14 protein-coding genes are annotated in these 18,002 nt (G+C 71.8%); 3 read left to right on the forward strand and 11 right to left on the reverse strand.

The annotated features are described in order from the left end of the window. The first annotated feature begins 142 nt into the window (after positions 1-142). Positions 143-1,834, forward strand: a complete 1,692-nt coding sequence (locus R2S09_RS17690; protein ID WP_306185870.1) for a sodium:solute symporter family protein — start codon at positions 143-145, stop codon at positions 1,832-1,834. 21 nt (positions 1,835-1,855) lie between these two features. Further along, the gene (locus R2S09_RS17695) at positions 1,856-2,206 is read left to right on the forward strand and encodes a hypothetical protein (protein WP_316741968.1); all 351 of its coding nucleotides are present in this window, start codon (positions 1,856-1,858) and stop codon (positions 2,204-2,206) included. Between the two features lie 152 nt (positions 2,207-2,358). Here the strand turns inward: R2S09_RS17695 and R2S09_RS17700 are convergent, their stop codons facing one another. The 10 genes from R2S09_RS17700 to rsmI all read right to left on the reverse strand — a co-directional run bounded on the left by R2S09_RS17700 (position 2,359) and on the right by rsmI (position 15,819). Beyond that, on the reverse strand, positions 2,359-3,030 hold the full coding sequence (locus R2S09_RS17700) for a response regulator transcription factor (RefSeq protein WP_306185868.1): 672 nt from the start codon (positions 3,028-3,030) through the stop codon (positions 2,359-2,361). Between the two features lie 339 nt (positions 3,031-3,369). Next, a complete protein-coding gene (locus tag R2S09_RS17705) occupies positions 3,370-5,334 on the reverse strand; it encodes a PQQ-binding-like beta-propeller repeat protein (protein WP_316741970.1) in 1,965 nt (654 codons plus the stop codon). Between the two features lie 79 nt (positions 5,335-5,413). After that, the gene (locus R2S09_RS17710; protein ID WP_316741972.1) at positions 5,414-7,360 is read right to left on the reverse strand and encodes a PQQ-binding-like beta-propeller repeat protein; all 1,947 of its coding nucleotides are present in this window, start codon (positions 7,358-7,360) and stop codon (positions 5,414-5,416) included. Between the two features lie 290 nt (positions 7,361-7,650). Next, the gene (locus R2S09_RS17715; protein ID WP_306185862.1) at positions 7,651-9,462 is read right to left on the reverse strand and encodes an ABC-F family ATP-binding cassette domain-containing protein; all 1,812 of its coding nucleotides are present in this window, start codon (positions 9,460-9,462) and stop codon (positions 7,651-7,653) included. Between the two features lie 282 nt (positions 9,463-9,744). Then, positions 9,745-10,638, reverse strand: coding sequence for a 4-(cytidine 5'-diphospho)-2-C-methyl-D-erythritol kinase (locus R2S09_RS17720; protein ID WP_316741974.1), 894 nt, complete (start codon positions 10,636-10,638; stop codon positions 9,745-9,747). After that, the gene (gene rsmA / locus R2S09_RS17725; protein WP_316741975.1) at positions 10,635-11,507 is read right to left on the reverse strand and encodes a 16S rRNA (adenine(1518)-N(6)/adenine(1519)-N(6))-dimethyltransferase RsmA; all 873 of its coding nucleotides are present in this window, start codon (positions 11,505-11,507) and stop codon (positions 10,635-10,637) included. The genes R2S09_RS17720 and rsmA overlap by 4 nt, the downstream gene beginning before the upstream one ends. Positions 11,508-11,583: 76 nt before the next feature. Then, positions 11,584-12,864 carry a ubiquitin-like domain-containing protein gene (locus R2S09_RS17730; protein WP_316741977.1) on the reverse strand — a complete coding sequence of 427 codons (1,281 nt, stop codon included), beginning with the start codon at positions 12,862-12,864 and terminating at the stop codon, positions 11,584-11,586. A 135-nt stretch (positions 12,865-12,999) separates the two neighbouring features. Continuing rightward, positions 13,000-13,878, reverse strand: coding sequence for a TatD family hydrolase (locus tag R2S09_RS17735; RefSeq protein ID WP_316741979.1), 879 nt, complete (start codon positions 13,876-13,878; stop codon positions 13,000-13,002). A 397-nt stretch (positions 13,879-14,275) separates the two neighbouring features. Continuing rightward, a complete protein-coding gene (locus R2S09_RS17740) occupies positions 14,276-14,710 on the reverse strand; it encodes a hypothetical protein (RefSeq protein ID WP_316741980.1) in 435 nt (144 codons plus the stop codon). A gap of 263 nt (positions 14,711-14,973) precedes the next feature. Beyond that, positions 14,974-15,819 carry a 16S rRNA (cytidine(1402)-2'-O)-methyltransferase gene (gene rsmI / locus R2S09_RS17745; protein WP_316741982.1) on the reverse strand — a complete coding sequence of 282 codons (846 nt, stop codon included), beginning with the start codon at positions 15,817-15,819 and terminating at the stop codon, positions 14,974-14,976. A 132-nt stretch (positions 15,820-15,951) separates the two neighbouring features. Here rsmI and R2S09_RS17750 point away from each other — a divergent pair, with 132 nt between their 5' ends. Beyond that, a complete protein-coding gene (locus R2S09_RS17750) occupies positions 15,952-17,703 on the forward strand; it encodes a phospholipid carrier-dependent glycosyltransferase (protein WP_316741984.1) in 1,752 nt (583 codons plus the stop codon). On the opposite strand, the gene R2S09_RS17755 is transcribed toward R2S09_RS17750, so the two are convergent. Then, positions 17,700-17,882: a hypothetical protein gene (locus R2S09_RS17755; RefSeq protein ID WP_316741985.1), complete on the reverse strand. Its 183-nt coding sequence runs from the start codon at positions 17,880-17,882 to the stop codon at positions 17,700-17,702. The genes R2S09_RS17750 and R2S09_RS17755 overlap by 4 nt on opposite strands. Positions 17,883-18,002 lie beyond the last annotated feature (120 nt).

Genomic DNA, 18,002 nt, shown 5'->3' on the forward strand with positions numbered 1-18,002 from the left:
AACCCACCATCCCGCTGACGTCAACCCTTGGGCGACCTTCTACATCACAATCAAACAAAGACCACCAACAAAAGTGTTCATTTTCTGAACGCGAAGGCGTAGGTTCCACGCTGGATCAGTTCGCGCGACGAAGCGAGTTCTTATGCAAACCCCCACATACGCACCCGCCTACCTGGCGGCGGAGCTACGCCTCCCCACCAACGGCCTGGACTACACGATCCTCGGCATCTACTTCGTGGTCGTCCTCGGCATCGGCTTCGCGGCGCGCCGCTCGGTCAAGACCAGCCTCGACTTCTTCCTCTCCGGCCGCTCCCTGCCCGCGTGGATCACCGGTCTGGCGTTCATCTCCGCCAACCTGGCCGCCACCGAGATCCTCGGCATGGCCGCCAACAGCGCCCAGTACGGTGCGTACACCGTGCACTGGTACTGGATCGGTGCCATCCCGGCCATGGTCTTCCTCGGCCTGGTGATGATGCCCTTCTACTACGGCAGCAAGGTGCGCTCGGTGCCCGAGTTCCTGCTGCTGCGCTTCGACCGGGGCGCACATCTGCTCAGTTCGATCCTGTTCGCCTTCGCGGCGATCCTCATCGCCGGCGTGAACCTCTACGCCCTCGCGATCGTCGTGGAGGCGCTGCTGGGCTGGCCGCAATGGGTGGCGATCGTCGTCGCCGGCTTCTTCGTCCTCGCCTACATCACCCTCGGCGGTCTGTCCTCCGCGATCTACAACGAGGTGCTGCAGTTCTTCGTGATCCTCGCGGCCCTCATCCCGATCGTGGTGCTCAGCCTGAGGAAGGTGGGCGGCTGGGACGGACTGACCCACAAGCTCACCGCCGCCCACGGCGAGAACTTCACCACCGCCTGGGGCGGCACCGGGATCGGCCACGGCAACCCGCTCGGCGCCAACTGGCTCACCATCGTCCTCGGCCTCGGCTTCGTGCTGTCCTTCGGCTACTGGACGACCAACTTCGCCGAGGTGCAGCGCGCGCTGTCCGCGAAGAACCTCTCCGCCGCCCAGCGCACCCCGCTGATCGCCGCGTTCCCGAAGATCTTCATCGTCTTCCTGGTGATGATCCCGGGCCTGGTCGCCGCCGCCCTGGTGCCGAAGATCGGCACCTCCGGCTCCGGGCTGCAGTACAACGACGCCATCCCCTACCTGATGCAGGAGCTGCTGCCCAACGGCGTGCTCGGCATCGCGGTGACCGGTCTGCTCGCCGCCTTCATGGCCGGCATGGCGGCCAACGTGTCCTCGTTCAACACCGTGTTCACCAACGACATCTGGGCCAAGTACGTCGTCAAGGACCGCGAGGACACCTACTACGTGCGGTTCGGGCGGCTGATCACCGCGATCGGCGTGCTCGCCTCGATCGGCACGGCGTTCCTGGCGTCGTCGTTCTCGAACATCATGAGCTACCTGCAGACGCTGTTCTCCTTCTTCAACGTGCCGATGTTCGTGGTGTTCATCGTCGGCATGTTCTGGAAGCGCGCGTCGAAGAAGTCCGGCTTCTGGGGGCTGCTCGCCGGCACGACCGCGGCGATGGTGAACTACTTCGTCCTCTACAAGCACGGCATCATCGACATCCCCACCGACCAGGGCGCCAACTTCGTCTCCGCGATCGCCGGGTTCGTCGCCGGCGCGGTGGTCATGGTGGCCGTGTCGCTGTTCACCAGGCCGCGGCCGCAGGAGGAACTCCAGGGCCTGGTCTACGGCACCCGCTCGCCGGGCATGGCCGAGCCGGCCGCGCCCGGTGACGAGGTCTGGTACCGCAGGCCCGCGCTGCTCGGGTGGGGCGCCGTCGTCCTCGCCGCCCTCTGCTACATCCCGTTCTCGTTCTGATCGCGGGAGGATTGGAAGACCATGTCAGACTCCGAGAACTCCGCACCCCGCTCCGGGCACTCCGAGAACTCCGGGTACTCCGAGCAGGATGTGCAGCGGGAAGTCACCGCGCTGGAGGGCAAGTCCGCGACCGCCGCGCGGATCTTCGATCTGCGGCGGATCATCGGTGGGTTGTTCGTGCTGTACGGGATCATCGTGACGGTCACCGGGATCACGGACTCGCAGGCGGCGATCGACAAGGCGCAGGGGGTGAACATCAACCTGTGGACCGGGATCGGGATGCTGGTGCTGGGGGTGTTCTTCCTGGTGTGGCTGAAGCTGCGGCCGGCTGCGCCGCCGGTGCCGTCGGCGCAGGAGCCCAGGGGCGAGTGACGTAGCTGGGTGGGCGCGATCTGCCGGGTGCTCCCGGTGGTGCGCTGGGGTGCGCTTGCCCGCGCGTACGGGGGGGGCCGCTGCGCCCACCCGTGCCGCCATGGGGGTACCTCCCAGGCGTTGAGCACTGGGAGAGGTACGACTGCCCGCAGCTATGTGGGCTTGCCCGCGCGGTCCAGTAGGCCCGTGCGGGCTGCCAGGGCCGCCGCTTCGAGGCGGGAGCCGACGCCCAGTTTCATCAGGACGCGTTGGACGTGGGTGCGGGCGGTGCTGGGGGCGATGCCCATGCCGGCCGCGATCAGCCGGGTGTCCTCGCCCTCGGCGACCCGGACCAGGACCTCCACCTCCCGCGGGGTGAGCATCCGCAGCAGGCGCTGTCCCTCGTCGTCCGGCTGGGCGGCCGGGTTCAGCAGCTCGCCGAAGGCGCCCTGCAACAGCTGCGGGGCCACCGCCGCCTCCCCCGCGCGCGCCTTCATGATCGCGCGCTCCACACCCTCTATGCGCTCGTCGTGCCGTACGTAGCCGGAGGCGCCCGCGGCGAAGGCCGCCGCGATGCCGCGCGGGGAGGGGACGGGGCCGAGGACGACCACGGCCACCTGCGGACGTTCCCGCTTGATCTTCACCACCGGGTCGAACGCCCCCGGCTCGGCCGGTGCCGCCGTGCCCAGCAGGCACACCTCCGGCGCGCGGCTGATCACCAGGTCCGCCGCGCCCGCGGCCGGCGCCGCGGCGGCCAGCACGCGATGCCCCCGCAGCTTCAGCGCCGAGGCCAGTGCCTCGGCGAGCAGTCGGTGGTCGTCGACCACCATGAGCCGCACTCCCATCGAGCAACCCCCCAGTCCCCCAACGGATGCCCAATCGGGCCGTCCATGCTCCGACGGGCTCGCACGGGCGGGAAGCCCCCCGGCAGTCCCGTCCCACATGCCCCCGGAAGCTACACGCTAGTTCGACGTCGCGCTGCCCCTACCGGCGAGAAGCACCCCGGATCGGCGGACTTTTTGGCCCACCGCGCACACGACGGTGACGTGCGGGGGCGCACGCGCGGGTGAATGTCGGGGGCGAGAGGTGACGAGCGGGTACGGCGACGGCCCCGCCCCCGGATCGGGGACGAGGCCGTCCGCGTGGCCCTCACGCCGTCGCCAGGCCGTCAGGACGTCACGCCGTCAGGACGTGCCGAAGGCGATGGCCAGATAGCGTTCGCTCGAGCTGGAGAAGTCCGAGGCGTAGACCTGGGACATGAACAGGCGCCCGTTGTGGAAAAGGATCTCCGCGTAGTCCGTCGAGAAGGTGGTCTCCGCGTCACGGACCGCCCGGTCCGAGGGGTTCTCCAGGAGCTTGGTCTCCTTGAACGAGGCGCCGTCGATGCTCACGATCTGACCGCCCTTGTCGTAGGGCGGCTCCTTGTAGGCGATGATGTTGCCGCCGTCCATGCGCAGCGGAGTGATCGTGTAGCCGTCTCCCGCGTCCGCGCGCTGACCGGTCTGCTTGCCGCTGCCGAGGTCGAAGGCGACGACCTCGTTGGTGTCGCGGAAGCTGCCCGAGCTGCCGTCGTGTTCGGCGGTGGCCAGGTAGGCCCGGTCGTTGCCGATCACGATGCCGGAGCAGCCCTCGATCCGGGTGATCCCGTCGCACTTGGCCGCGTACCGGTCGGCGGGCACCGAGATCTTGTTGCGCAGGGCGCCCGTCTTGTTGTCGATGCTGAAGATGTCGGAGATGCCGCGGCCCTTGGCGGAGTCGCCGACGTCCGCCGCGACCACCAGCGGGTTCGTCGACACCACGCTCGCGTACTCGACGCCCGTCGCCATCTTGTACTCGGAGATCACCTTCCCGGACTTCGGGTCGATGGTCTGGATGTGCAGCTGCGGGTTGTCGTAGTCACCGCACTTGCGCACCGCCACCAGCTTGTCGCCGCCGCCGTAGCCGGCGTCGTAGCAGGTGTCGCCCGGCTTCGGCGTCCACAGGGCCTTCCCGGTGGCGAGGTCGAAGGCGGCACCGCCGCTGGTGCTGCCCAGGGCGACCGTGCCCCCGCCGATGGTGACGTTCTCGAGGTTGACCGGCTCGTCACCGGTCTTGACCGTCCGCGTCCACAGCTTCTTCCCGGCGTCGAGGTCGATCGCCGAGACCTGGGAGCAGCCGTGGTAGCGCTTGTCCTTGGTCGGCATGGCGGGCTCGTAGGCGATCACGGTCTTGTGGTCCGCCGTGACGTGGCGGGTGACCTGGCACACCGGGCCGGGCAGCTTGATCGTCCACAGCTTGGTGCCCTTGCCGGGGTCGTAGCCGACGATCTCGGCGACGCCGCTCTTGGCGTACACCTTGTCGGTGAGCCAGGAGCCGGAGACGGTGGTGGTGTCGTCCACCTTCGGCATCGGCACCTGGAAGAGCACCTTGGCGTTGGTGTCGGCCGGCACCTTCTCGTCGCCGCGGGTCGGCGTGCCGCCGCTGCCGCCCTTGTCGCCGCCCTTGCCTCCGGTGCCGCCGCTGGTACCGGCGGTGTCCTTCTTGCCGCCGCTGTCGCCGGACGAGTTCGCGTACAGGACGCCGCCGCCGATGATCAGCGCGATCGCGACGACGGCCGCGACGATGATCAGCAGCTGCTTCTTCTTCTCCCCGTCGCCGCCCGGCCGGCCGGCCTGCGCCGGCACGGTGGCCTGCTGACCCGGATACCCCGGCTGGCCGGGGTATCCGTAACCGGGCTGCGGGGTGCCGTACCCGCCGGGCTGCGGAGTGCCGTACGCGCCGGGCTGCTGCTGGGCGTACGGGTTCGGCGCAGGCGCGGGTGCAGGGGCGGGCGTGGCCGGCTGACCGGGGTAGCCGTAGCCCGCGGGCTGCTGCGGCGGCTGCGCCGGCTGGGGCGCCTGCGGGTAGCCGTAGCCGGGCTGGGGCGGCGGCGGACCGGACGGCGGCTGCGCCGGAGGCGGCGGGGTCTGCGGGGCGCCCTGGGGCGGCTGGGGGGCCTGCGGATAGCCGTAGCCCGGGGCCTGGTGCTGCGGCTCGGCGACGTCCGGGCCGCCCGACGCGGGCGGGGTCTGCGGAGGCTGCGGCGGCTGCTCGGGCCGCTGGTCCTGCGGCTGGCCGTAACCGCCCTGCGGCGGCGGCTGGTTGGGCGGCGGGGGAGGCGGCTGGGTCATGACGGTACCTCGGATGAACGGGACGGGGTCGGGAGCGGTGCGCAACGGCGCCGGCCGCGCTCGGGCGGCCGGCCTCGCCTCACTTGCCGAAGGCGAGCATCAGCTTCTCCCTCGACTCGTCGTTGCCGCTCAGCCGGGTGGTGGAGATGTAGAAGCGTCCGTCGACCCAGTCGATGTCCTTGGAGAAGAAGCCGTTCTCGATCTCCGCGGTGCTCTGCGGGTTCTGCAGCAGCTTGGTGATGGTGTGGACCGACCCGGTGACCGACACCGACACGACCTGGCCGCCCGCGTCGTACGACGGCTCGACGTACGCGACGAGCTTCCCGTTCTCCACCTTGATCGGCAGCATCGAGGTGTCCTGCGGGGACTTCACCCGCCACTTCTCCTTGCCGGTGGCGAGGTTGACGGCCACGATCTCGTTGGCGCCGGTGGTGGCCCGCGTGGGCAGGTAGAGCGTGGTGGCGTCGGAGGCGACGGCCTGGCAGCCCTGGAGGTCGCGCTCCAGGATGGCCCAGCCGCACTGCGGGTCGAAGGTGGCCTTGGAGTCGACCTGGGAACGGACGGACCCGTCGTTGTTCAGGCTCGAGATGTTGTAGTGCTTCTTGTTCTCGTCGGTCGAGTACAGCACCACGGGGTCGACGGAGAAGGTCCGCTGGACCGTCCAGCCCTTGGGGATCTTCCTGGTCCACTTGACCTTGCCGGTGGCCGGGTCGAGTTCCTGCACCTCGTCGTGCTCGTTGGAGCTGCCCGCACCGCAGGACGAGACCGAGATCAGCCGCGTGCCGCCCGCGAACGCGCCCGGGAAGCAGGCCTCGCCGTACCGCTTCTTGTCGTAGAGCTTGTGGCCGCTGTCGATGTCGTACGCGACACCCGACTGCGAGCGGCCCACCATCAGCGTCTTACCGGTGACGGTCAGCTCGATGGTGATCGTGCTGTCGAACAGCTGGCCCTCGGAGAGCTCCGTGCTCCAGCCCTTCTTGCCGGTGTTCAGGTCGATCTGCTGGAGCTGGTTGCACGTGGCGCGGTCGCTGGAGCCGCTCTCGTAGGCCACGACGACCTTGTCGTCGGCCGACTTCTGCGGGGTCACCGCACAGATCTTCTGCGGGAAGGTGATCGGCGCCCATGTGGGCTTGCCGTCGCCGACGTTGTAGGCCAGTACCTGCTTGTACGCCGCCTTCACCGCCGCCTTGTCGGTGATCCACATGCCGGGGGCGTCGGCGCCGGAACCGGGCGCGTCGGGCGCCTCCTTGTACCAGAGCACCTTCGCCTCGCCGTCCTTGCGGCCCGAGTTGAGGTCCTCCGGGTCGTCGCCGCCGTCGCCGCTGCCGTCACCGGGGTTGACCGGATCGCCGGACGCGGACGGCCCCGAGGGCTTGGAGTCGCCGCTCTTCTGCGCGACCGGCTTCTTCTCGCCGCCGTCGTCGCCGCCGGTGACGGCCCACACGGTGCCGCCGACGACGAGCAGCACGGCCACGGCGGCGCCGATCAGGACCGCGGGCTTGCCCTTGAAGGGGTTGCGGGAGCCGCCGCCGGGCGGCGGGGTGCCGGGCGCGCCCGGGAACTGGGCCTGCGGGTAGCCGTAACCGGGCTGCTGTCCGTACGGACCGGGCCGGCCCGGCTGACCGTACGGACCGGGCTGCTGCGGGTAGCCGTACGGGCCCGGCTGCTGTCCTGGCTGCGGCGGCCGGTCGTAGGGGCCGGGCGCGGGGGCACCGGGCGCGGGGGCACCGGGTGCGGCGGGGGCACCGGGTGCGGCGGGGGCGCCGTAGGGACCCGGCTGGGCGTACGGTCCTGTCGGCCCCGGCCGGCCCGGCTGTCCCGGCTGGCCGTAGGGGCCGGGCTGCTGCGGGTAGCCGTAGCCGGGCTGGGGCTGCGGCGGACCGGACGGCGGCTGTGCCGGAGGCGGCGGGGTCTGCGGGGCGTCCTGCGGCGGCTGCGCCGGAGGCGGGGGCGTGGCCTGCCGTGGGTCCTGCGGTTCCGGTGGTCCGAATCCGCCCTGCGGCGGCTGGTTGGGCGGCTGAGTCATCAGCGCGTTTCCCCCTCATCGACTGACTTTTAGCCACGCCCTGAGATTCGCGAAGGCCCCAGAGTCGCACTCACACAGGCCGGGCACTTCTCCGGCCGCTCCTTCTTATCACCCGGCACCGACACCCCACCGGGCCGCGTCCACCCCTGTTCCCAAGGGAGAACCGGCCTGTGATGCCCCCGTTACGCGCCTTCACGACGCCTTCACGCGGCGCACGCGCCGGTCTTCACGCGCCGGTCTTCACACGCCGGTCTTCACACGCCGGTCTTCACACGCCGGTCTTCACACTCCTATGCGTCCTCGGCCAGTTCGAGCCAGCGCAGCTCCAGTTCTTCGCGCTCCCCCGTCAGGTCACGCAGCTGGGCGTCGAGTTCGGCCACCTTCGTGAAGTCCGTCGCCTGCTCGGCGATCTGGGCGTGCAGCGTGGACTCCTTCTCGGAGATCCGGTCCAACTGCCGCTCGATCTTCTGGAGTTCCTTCTTCGCGGCGCGCTGCTCGGCGGCGCTCTTCTCCGTGGTCGCCGGCTTGGGCGCGGCGGTGGCGGCGGCCTGCGCGGCGACCGACTCCTCCATGCGCCGGCGCCGCTCCAGGTACTCGTCGATGCCGCGCGGCAGCATGCGCAGCGTGCCGTCGCCGAGGAGGGCGTGCACCGTGTCGGTGGTGCGCTCGACGAAGAACCGGTCGTGGGAGATGACGATCATCGAGCCGGGCCAGCCGTCGAGGAGGTCCTCCAGCTGGGTGAGGGTCTCGATGTCGAGGTCGTTGGTGGGCTCGTCGAGGAAGAGGACGTTGGGCTCGTCCATGAGCAGGCGCAGCAGCTGGAGCCGGCGCCGCTCACCGCCGGACAGGTCGCCCACCGGCGTCCACTGCTTCTCCTTGCTGAAGCCGAACGTCTCGCACAGCTGGCCGGCGGTCATCTCCCGCCCCTTGCCGAGGTCCACGCGCTCGCGCACCTGCTGCACGGCCTCCAGGACCCGCAAGGCGGGGTCGAGTTCGGCGACCTCCTGGGACAGGTACGCCAGCTTCACCGTCCTGCCCACGGCGATCCGGCCGCCCGCGGGCTGTGCCTCGCCCTCGGTCCGGGCGGCCTGCTGCATGGCCCGCAGCAGGGAGGTCTTGCCGGCGCCGTTGACGCCGACGAGACCGATGCGGTCGCCGGGGCCGAGCTGCCAGGTGACGTGCTTGAGCAGCACCTTGGGCCCGGCCTGGACGGTCACGTCCTCCAGGTCGAAGACGGTCTTGCCGAGCCGCGAGGAGGCGAACTTCATCAGCTCGCTGCGGTCCCGCGGCGGCGGCACGTCCTTGATCAGCTCGTTGGCGGCCTCGACGCGGAAGCGCGGCTTGGACGTACGGGCGGGGGCGCCGCGCCGCAGCCAGGCCAGCTCCTTGCGGATCAGGTTCTGCCGCTTGGCCTCCTCGGAGGCGGCGATGCGCTCGCGCTCGGCGCGCGCGAAGACGTAGTCGGAGTAGCCGCCGTCGTACTCGTGGACCGTGCCGCGCTGGACGTCCCACATGCGGGTGCAGACCTGGTCGAGGAACCACCGGTCGTGGGTGACGCAGACCAGCGCCGAACGCCGGCCGCGCAGGTGCCCGGCGAGCCAGGCGATGCCCTCGACGTCGAGGTGGTTGGTGGGCTCGTCCAGGACGATCAGGTCCTGTTCCTCGATGAGCAGCTTGGCCAGCGCGATGCGCCGCCGCTCACCACCGGACAGCGGTCCGATGACGGTGTCCAGCCCCTTGGGGAAGCCGGGCAGGTCCAGCCCGCCGAACAGTCCCGTCAGCACGTCCCTGACCTTGGCGTTGCCGGCCCACTCGTGGTCGGCCATGTCCCGGATGACCTCGTGCCGGACGGTCGCCTCGGGGTCGAGGGAGTCGTGCTGCGTGAGCACCCCCAGCCGCAGCCCGCCGGAGTGCGTGACCCGCCCGGAGTCGGCGTCCTCCAGCTTGGCGAGCATCCGGATGAGCGTGGTCTTGCCGTCGCCGTTGCGTCCGACGACCCCGATCCGGTCCCCCTCGGACACGCCGAGTGACACACCGTCGAGCAGGGCACGCGTGCCGTAGACCTTGCTGACGTTCTCGACATTGACCAGGTTGACGGCCATTTCACTCCTGTGCAGGGGGGCGGGTCAGCCTTCAAGCGTAGGGCCTCGGGGGTGGGCGGTGACGCGCGAGGCGATGGTCACTCTTCGTGATGACGTGATCGGTCGAGAACTTCTGGCGGGTCGAGGAAATCGGACACACCGGCAGGCCGGTGATCCACGTCTACGAACTTGACCCGGTCACCGGGGTATACGTGCACGCGGGATGCACCGCCACCGCATCAAGGTGGCCAAGCCGTACCCGATCGACATCGACCTGACGGCCATCGAAGAGTTCTGAGCCCCTCAGAGAACCGCCGCCCCGGCCGCCGGAGACTCGGCGACCCGGACGGCGCGGCACGTCCCCGACGCCCGCAGCGCCTCCGCCACCGCAGCCGCCGACTCGGCGTCCGCCGCGAGGAACGCCGTCGTGGGCCCCGACCCCGACACCAGCCCCGCCGACGCGCCCGCCGCACGCCCCGCCGCGAGTGTGTCCGCCAGCGACGGCCGCAGGGACAGCGCCGCGGGCTGGAGGTCGTTGGAGAGCGCGGCGGCGAGCGCGGTCGCGTCCCCCTTCGCCAGCGCGGCCAGCAGGTCCTCCGAGGCGACCGGCTCGGGAATCTCCCGCCCCTCCGCCAGCCGGTCGAACTCGCCGTACACCGCCGGCGTGGACAGCCCGTCGTCGGCGACCGCGAACACCCAGTGGAAGGTGCCGCCGACCTCCAGGGCCGTCAGCTGCTCGCCGCGTCCGGTCCCGAGCGCCGCCCCGCCGACCAGGCTGAAGGGCACGTCGCTGCCCAGTTCGGCGCAGATGGCGAGGAGTTCGGCGCGCGAGGCGCCCGTACCCCACAGCGTGTTGCAGGCGAGCAGCGCGCCCGCGCCGTCCGCGCTGCCGCCCGCCATGCCGCCGGCGACCGGGATGTCCTTGGCGATGTGGATGTGGACGGCCGGCTCGATGCCCCGGCGCGCGGCGAGCGCGACGGCCGCGCGGGCGGCGAGGTTGGTGCGGTCCAGGGGGACCTGGGCGGCGTCCGGGCCCTCGCAGGTGATGCGGAGTTCGTCCGCGGGCGTGACGGTGACCTCGTCGTACAGGCCGACCGCGAGGAAGACGTTCGCCAGGTCGTGGAAGCCGTCCGGGCGGGCGGCGCCGACGGCGAGCTGGACGTTGACCTTGGCCGGGACGCGGACGGTGACGCTCACTGGTTGTCGGACTCCCTGTGCTCTGCGATACGCGCGAACTCTTCCACGGTCAGCGACTCGCCGCGCGCCTGCGGCGACACCCCGGCCGCGACCAGGGCCGCCTCGGCCGCCGCGGCCGACCCGGCCCATCCGGCGAGCGCGGCCCGCAGGGTCTTGCGGCGCTGGGCGAAGGCGGCGTCGACGACGGCGAACACCTCGCCCTTGGTGGCCGTGGTCTTGATCGGCTCGGTGCGCCGCACCAGCGACACCAGCCCGCTGTCGACGTTCGGCGCGGGCCAGAAGACGTTGCGGCCGATCGCGCCGGCCCGCTTGACCTCGGCGTACCAGTTCGCCTTCACGGACGGCACGCCGTACACCTTGGAGCCGGGGGCGGCGGCGAGCCGGTCGGCGACCTCCGACTGCACCATCACGAGGGTGCGCTCGATGCTCGGGAAGGTGTCGAGCATGTGCAGCAGCACGGGGACGGCGACGTTGTAGGGCAGGTTCGCCACCAGGGCGGTCGGGGCCGGGCCCGGCAGCTCGGTGACGTGCATGGCGTCGGAGTGCACCAGGGCGAAACGGTCGGCGCGGTCGGGCATGCGGGCGGCGACGGTCGAGGGCAGCGCGGCGGCGAGCACGTCGTCGATCTCGACGGCGGTCACCCGGTCGGCGGCCTGGAGCAGCGCCAGGGTGAGGGAGCCGAGCCCCGGGCCGACCTCGACGACCACGTCCTCGGGGTGGACGTCGGCGGTGCGGACGATACGGCGGACCGTGTTCGCGTCGATCACGAAGTTCTGGCCGCGCTGTTTGGTGGGGCGCACGCCGAGGGCGGCCGCCAGCTCACGGATGTCGGCGGGGCCCAGGAGGGCGTCGGGGGTGGGGCTGCTCACGGCACAAGGGTACGGGGGCCCGGACCAGGTCTCGTCCTGATCCGGCCCGATCGACGAGACACTCCCTAGCCGATCCCTAGCCGTGCAGCCTGTCCCCGCACTGCGGCCAGGGGCCGGCCCCGCGCCGGACGTACAGTTTCCCGGCGCGGTACGTCTGTTCCTCCGCCGACGCGTCCTGCGGGCGTCCTCGGCCGCCGAGGCTGTGCCAGGTGCCCTCGTCGAGCTGGTACAGGCCCCCGTACGTGCCGGACGAGTCCACCGCGTCCGGCCGGCCGCCGGACTCGCACTGCGCGAGACCCCGCCAGTTCAGGTGGTCGGTGCCCCGTACCGACGGCGGGTGGGGCCGTGTGCCGACCTTGACGATCCGCGAGCGCGGCGCGCGCACGACCTCCGACTCCACGCGCCGCGGCCGCTGCCGCACGCCGTTGACGGTGCGCAGGGTGTACGTGACCCGGAGGACCCCCGGCCGGCCGGCCCGTTCGACGATCTCCGTGCCGCGGAACAGGGTGGGATCGGCGGTGCGGCGCACGGTGAAGGCGATGGGTTCCTCGCGCACCTCGCGCATGCCGGTGACGCGCAGCACGGTGACGGTCTGCCCGTCGCGCGGGAAGCTGCCGGGCGGCACGGAGGTGGTGTCCTGGCCGCGCAGGGTGACTCCGGCCTCCTCCACCGCCTGCCCGACGGTCGGGGCGTTGGTGCGGATGGTGCGGGCGCGGCCGTCGGCCATGATCGTGACCGAGCGTTCGGTGCGCACGTCGAGCGTGATTCCGGCGTGTCCGATCGGCCGGGGGCCCGGGACCGACAGATACGCGCCCTCCGCGCGCACTCCCCACTGTCTGAGTGCCCCCTCGACGGTGCGGGCCGTCGTCCACAGCTCGTGCCGCTGTCCGTCCAGGGTGAGCCGGACCGGGTGGCCGTGGCGGACCGCGACCTCGTCGCCGCTGGTGAGGGCCGCGCCGGGGGCGGGTGCCACCGTGTCGTGCGCGCCGAGCCGCACGCCCTGCTCGGCCAGCAGTTCAAAGACGTCGTCGGCGAAGGTGTGCAGGGTGCGCGGCCGGCCGTCGACGCTCAGCTCGATCGCCTTGTCCTGGGCGACGAACGCGGTGGTGCCGCCCGCCAGGAACGCGACGACCAGCGCCTGCGGCAGCAGCCGCCGTACGCCCGCCTCCGGGCGCTCCGGGGAGCGCGCCCTGCGCCGCCGCGCGCCCCGCCGCGCCCCGCCGCGCCGCGTCTGCCGGGGAACCGACGGCTCCGGCTCACCGGTCTCACAGGTCCCGGCGGTCTCGTCATACGCCTCGTACGACGGGCCGCAAGGCTCATACGGCGGGCGGTACGTCTCGTACGGCGGACTGCTCACGCAGACACACTCCACAGGGCTGGGTCCGGGGGCGGATCGGAGCCCCAGAACCTAGCGGAGTGGCCGTCACTCTCCAAAGCGGCGCGACTACGGAGGGTGTCTACGGTGACGGTCGGTGAGTGATGGTCATGACGGTCAGTAGGCGAAGGCCCGGGCGGTGTTCGCGGCGAGGGCCGTCGCCAGCGTGTCCTCGTCGATGCCACGCACAGCCGCCATGGCGCGCACCGTGACGGGGATCAGATACGGCGCGTTCGGCCGCCCCCGGTACGGCGCCGGGGTGAGGAAGGGCGCGTCGGTCTCCACCAGGACCAGCTCCAGCGGGGCGACGGCGAGGGCGTCCCGCAGGTTCTGGGCGTTCTTGAAGGTGACATTGCCGGCGAAGGACATGAACCAGCCCGCGCGGGCGCAGATCTCGGCCATCTCGGCGTCGCCGGAGTAGCAGTGGAACACCGTCCGCTCGGGGGCGCCCTCCTCCTTCAGGACGCGCAGGACGTCGGCGTGGGCCTCGCGGTCGTGGATGACGAGGGCCTTGCCGTGCCGCTTGGCGATCTCGATGTGGGCGCGGAAGGACCTCTCCTGCGCCTCCTTGCCCTCGGGCCCGGTGCGGAAGTAGTCCAGTCCCGTCTCGCCGACGCCCCTGACCTGGGGCAGCGCGGCCAGCCGGTCGATCTCGGCGAGTGCCTCGTCGAGGGCGGCGTCGCCACCGGGCTTCCTGGCGCCCTGCCGGGACCATCCGTCGGGGTCGCCGTGAACGATGCGCGGCGCCTCGTTCGGGTGGAGGGCGACCGTCGCGTGGACGCTCTCGTACGCGGCGGCCGTCTCGGCGGCCCAGCGCGAGCTGTTGATGTCGCAGCCGACCTGGACGACCGTGGTCACCCCCACCGACGCGGCCTTGGCCAGACCTTCCTCGACCGTGCCGGACTGCATGTCGAGGTGGGTGTGCGAGTCGGCGACCGGTATCCGGAGAGGCTCCGGAAGCGGGGGCGCCGCGTTCTTGTCGGCATGGGAGGGCATGCCCCGATCCTACGAAAGGGACATGCCCTCACGGACCCACCGACGCCACCCACCGGCCGCCCGCAGCCCAGCCGCCCACCCGATGACCGCGCGCGGCCCGACCGATGGCCGATCGCCGGATCGATGGCCGCGCACAGCCCGGCCGCAGGCCGATCGCCCGACCGGTAGCCGCGCACAGGCCACCAGCGATCCACCGACCCGCGGGACATCCGCCGCCCGTCCACCGACCACAGGCCGATCGCCCAGCCGTGCGCACAACGCGGCCGGCCAGCCGACCGCCAGCCCCGGACGCCCGCCCCCGAGCCGACCGCAGGCCCGTTCCGCGGACCGACAGCCTGCCGGCCGACCGGCCGGAGGTCGGTCCGCCGGCCGGCCCGTCAGCCTGCCGGCCGTTCCGTCAGCCCGCCTTGCGGTGGTGGAACGGGTGCAGCAGGTCGGACAGATGCCAGTGATGGGGTTCCGGTCGGTCGGTCCCCGCCTCCTCCCCGGGCGGGGACTCGGGTGCCGGGTCCATCACGGGACCTGCCGGACGCTGGTGCCGGTGCTCGCGTTCGTGCAGGTGGCTCTGTGCCGACGACACCCGGCCCGCCCGCATGATCCGCACGACGTGGCCGTCGCAGTTGCGGCAGCTGGGCCTGGACAGCGGCGACGGCACGACCCGGCCGTCCGCCACGTACAGCACGAACTCGTTGCCGTCGGCGTCCGTGTGGTGCTCTATCTCGTACGACTGCTCCCAGCCGTGCCCGCATCGCATGCAGGCGAAGGAGTACGACTCGTTGACGACGGCGGCAGTCGCGCCGCGGTGGCCGGCCTGCCCTGTGATCTCGCTCATGCCAGCTCCTCGTGTCCGCTGGGCGAAGGGACGGATCCGTCCCTTCCTCCAGTGGACGCCTCCGCCGGCGCCCGCGCAGCAGGCCTGTCGAGTGTTGGAGCCGATTTGGACCGCGCTTGCCCAAGGCTCCCCTGAACGGCAGGTGTCGCTTTGCCTTCCCGAAACGGCCCTTTGCCCCCGCATGGGGCGCGCGCTCATGCGAGATACGCCCTGCTCAGAGTGGGTCTGAGCGCCGTCTCACAACCGCGCGCGGCCTCCCCGCGTCAACCCGCGTGCTTCGCCGCCACCACCGCGTCGAACACCTCGCGCTTGGGCACCCCGGCCTCCGCGGCGACCGCCGCGATGGCCTCCTTGCGCCGCTCGCCGGCCTCCTCGCGGACCCGCACCCGCCGCACCAGCTCCTCGGCGCCGATCTCCTCCGGCCCCTTCTCCGGCGCCCCCTCGACCACCACCGTGATCTCGCCGCGCACCCCCTCGGCGGCCCACGCGGCCAGCTCGCCCAGCCCGCCGCGCCTGACCTCCTCGTAGGTCTTGGTCAGCTCACGGCACACGGCGGCGCGCCGCCCGGGGCCGAACACCTCGGCCATCGCCGCCAGGGTGTCGTCGAGCCGGTGCGGGGCCTCGAAGTAGACCAGGGTGCGCCGCTCGTCCGCGACCTCCCGCAGCCGGGAGAGCCGCTCGCCCGCCTTGCGCGGCAGGAACCCCTCGAAGCAGAACCGGTCGACCGGCAGGCCGGACAGCGCCAGCGCGGTGAGCGCGGCGGACGGCCCGGGCACGGCGGTCACCCGCACGTCCTTGGCCACGGCCGCCGCGACCAGCCGGTAGCCGGGGTCGGACACCGACGGCATGCCCGCGTCCGTGACCAGCAGCACCCGCGCCCCGCCGAGCAGCTCCTCGACCAGCTCCGGCGTACGGGCGGACTCGTTGCCCTCGAAGTACGACACGATCCGCCCGCGCGGTGTCACGCCGAGCGCCTGCGCGAGCCGGCGCAGCCGCCGGGTGTCCTCCGCGGCGACCACGTCCGCGCCCGCCAGTTCCTCGGCGAGCCGGGGCGGCGCGTCCTGGACGTCGCCGATGGGGGTGCCGGCCAAAACTAGGGTTCCACTCACACCACCCATCCTCTCAAGCGTCCGCGTACGCCCCGCCCCGCGCGTCCGGTGAGGTCCTTCGTGAGCAGGCGCATATCCTCCGGTACCGCCCATGCGCGGGACTCACACAGCCCGGTTCCCTACGATGGCGCGGTGACCAGTACCGCGTCCTCCACGGACCCCCGGCAGGACCTGGCCCCCCACGACCAGCGGCCGTCGTGGCAGTGGCGGCTGCGCCGCTTCGGCTACGCGGCGGCCCCGGCGGGCCCCGCCAGTGACGTACGCGACCGGCTGCTGCCGCCGTACACCCGGCCGGGCCCGCGGCTGTGGGCGGCCCTCGGTGTGCCGCACACGCTCGCCGACCGCCTCGAGCGCTGGTCGGGCTGGGGCGGGCCGCTGCTGGTCACGCTGCTGGCGGGCGTGCTGCGGTTCTGGCACCTGGGCAGCCCGAAGGCGGTGATATTCGACGAGACGTACTACGCCAAGGACGCGTGGGCGATCGTCCACCGCGGCTTCGAGGTCAACTGGGACAAGAACGCCAACGACCTCATCCTGAACACCGGCGGCCACGTCACCCTGCCGTCCGACGCGGCGTACGTGGTGCACCCGCCGGTCGGCAAGTACGTGATCGGCCTGGGCGAGCTGATGTTCGGGTTCAACCCGTTCGGCTGGCGCTTCATGACGGCGCTGCTCGGCACGCTCTCCGTGCTGATCCTGTGCCGGGTCGGCCGCCGGCTGTTCCGCTCCACCTTCCTCGGCTGCCTGGCGGGCACGCTGATGGCGGTGGACGGGCTGGCCTTCGTGATGAGCCGCACCTCGCTTCTCGACGGCGTGCTGATGTTCTTCGTGCTGGCCGCGTTCGCCTGTCTGCTCATCGACCGGGACCAGGCGCGCGCGAGACTCGCCGCCGCGCTCCCGGCCGACGCGGACGGCCGGGTGCGCCCGGACGCCCGCACGGCGGACACGTTCTGGCTGATGTGGCGCCCCTGGCGCTGGCTGGCGGGCCTGCTGCTCGGCCTGGCGATCGGCACCAAGTGGAACGGCCTGTTCTTCCTGGTGGCCTTCGGCGTGATGACCGTGCTGTGGGACGTCGGCACCCGCAAGGTCGCCGGTGCCGGCCGCCCCTACGCGGCGGTGCTCAAGTACGACGTGGGGTTCGCCTTCCTGGCCACGGTGCCGGTCGCGCTCCTGACCTACCTGCTGTCGTGGACCGGCTGGATCCTCTCCCCGGCGGACGGCACCGGGGGCTACTTCCGCAACTGGGCGGTGACCGACGGCAGGGGCAGCCACTGGAGCCGGCTGATGCCCGACTGGTGGCGCAGCCTGTGGCACTACGAGCACGAGGTCTACAAGTTCAACGTCGGCCTGTCCTCGCCGCACACCTACCAGTCGAACCCGTGGAGCTGGATCGTCGACGCCCGCCCGGTGTCGTACTTCTACGAGTCCCCCTCGCCCGGCACGGCGGGCTGCCCGGCCGACGCCGGCGAGAAGTGCGCCCGCGAGGTCCTCGCCATCGGCACACCGGTGCTGTGGTGGGCGGCCTGCGCCGCGCTGGTGTACGTCCTGTGGCGCTGGTTCTTCCGCCGCGACTGGCGGGCCGGCGCGATCGCCTGCGGTGTCGCGGCCGGCTGGCTGCCCTGGTTCAACTACCAGGAGCGGACGATCTTCTTCTTCTACACGATCGTCTTCGTGCCGTTCCTGTGCCTGGCCGTCACCATGCTGATCGGCGCGATCATCGGCCCACCCGGCTCCACCGACACCCGCCGCGTCATCGGTACCACCGGCGCGGGCGTCCTGGTCCTCCTGATCGCCTGGAACTTCATCTACTTCTGGCCCCTCTACACGGGCACGGCCATCCCCATGGACCAGTGGCGGTCGCGGATGTGGCTCGATACCTGGGTCTAGCCGGACGCACACACCACGAGGGCGCGGCGGTCTGCCGCGCCCTCGTGGTCGTTGCCGGTCGTCGATGGTTGCTGCCGGGCGGCTCCCCGGGTCAGCGCCGACCGCGGCGCAGGTGTCCGGCGGGCCAGGGCCGCCCGGATCTCCAGGGTCTTCTCCTCGCCGTGGGCGTCGGACGGCACCCGATGGCGGAAGTCTGGCGTTCACGTACGTGGCTGGATGCCTGGGTGTGAGTCAGCGGGCCGATCTCTCTTAGGACAACATCCGGAAACAGCCCTCACACTTTCCCCTCACGCCACTTA

This window comes from Streptomyces sp. MK7 (genome assembly GCF_032658145.1).
In the GTDB taxonomy this organism is placed as follows: Bacteria; Actinomycetota; Actinomycetes; order Streptomycetales; family Streptomycetaceae; genus Streptomyces; species Streptomyces spiralis.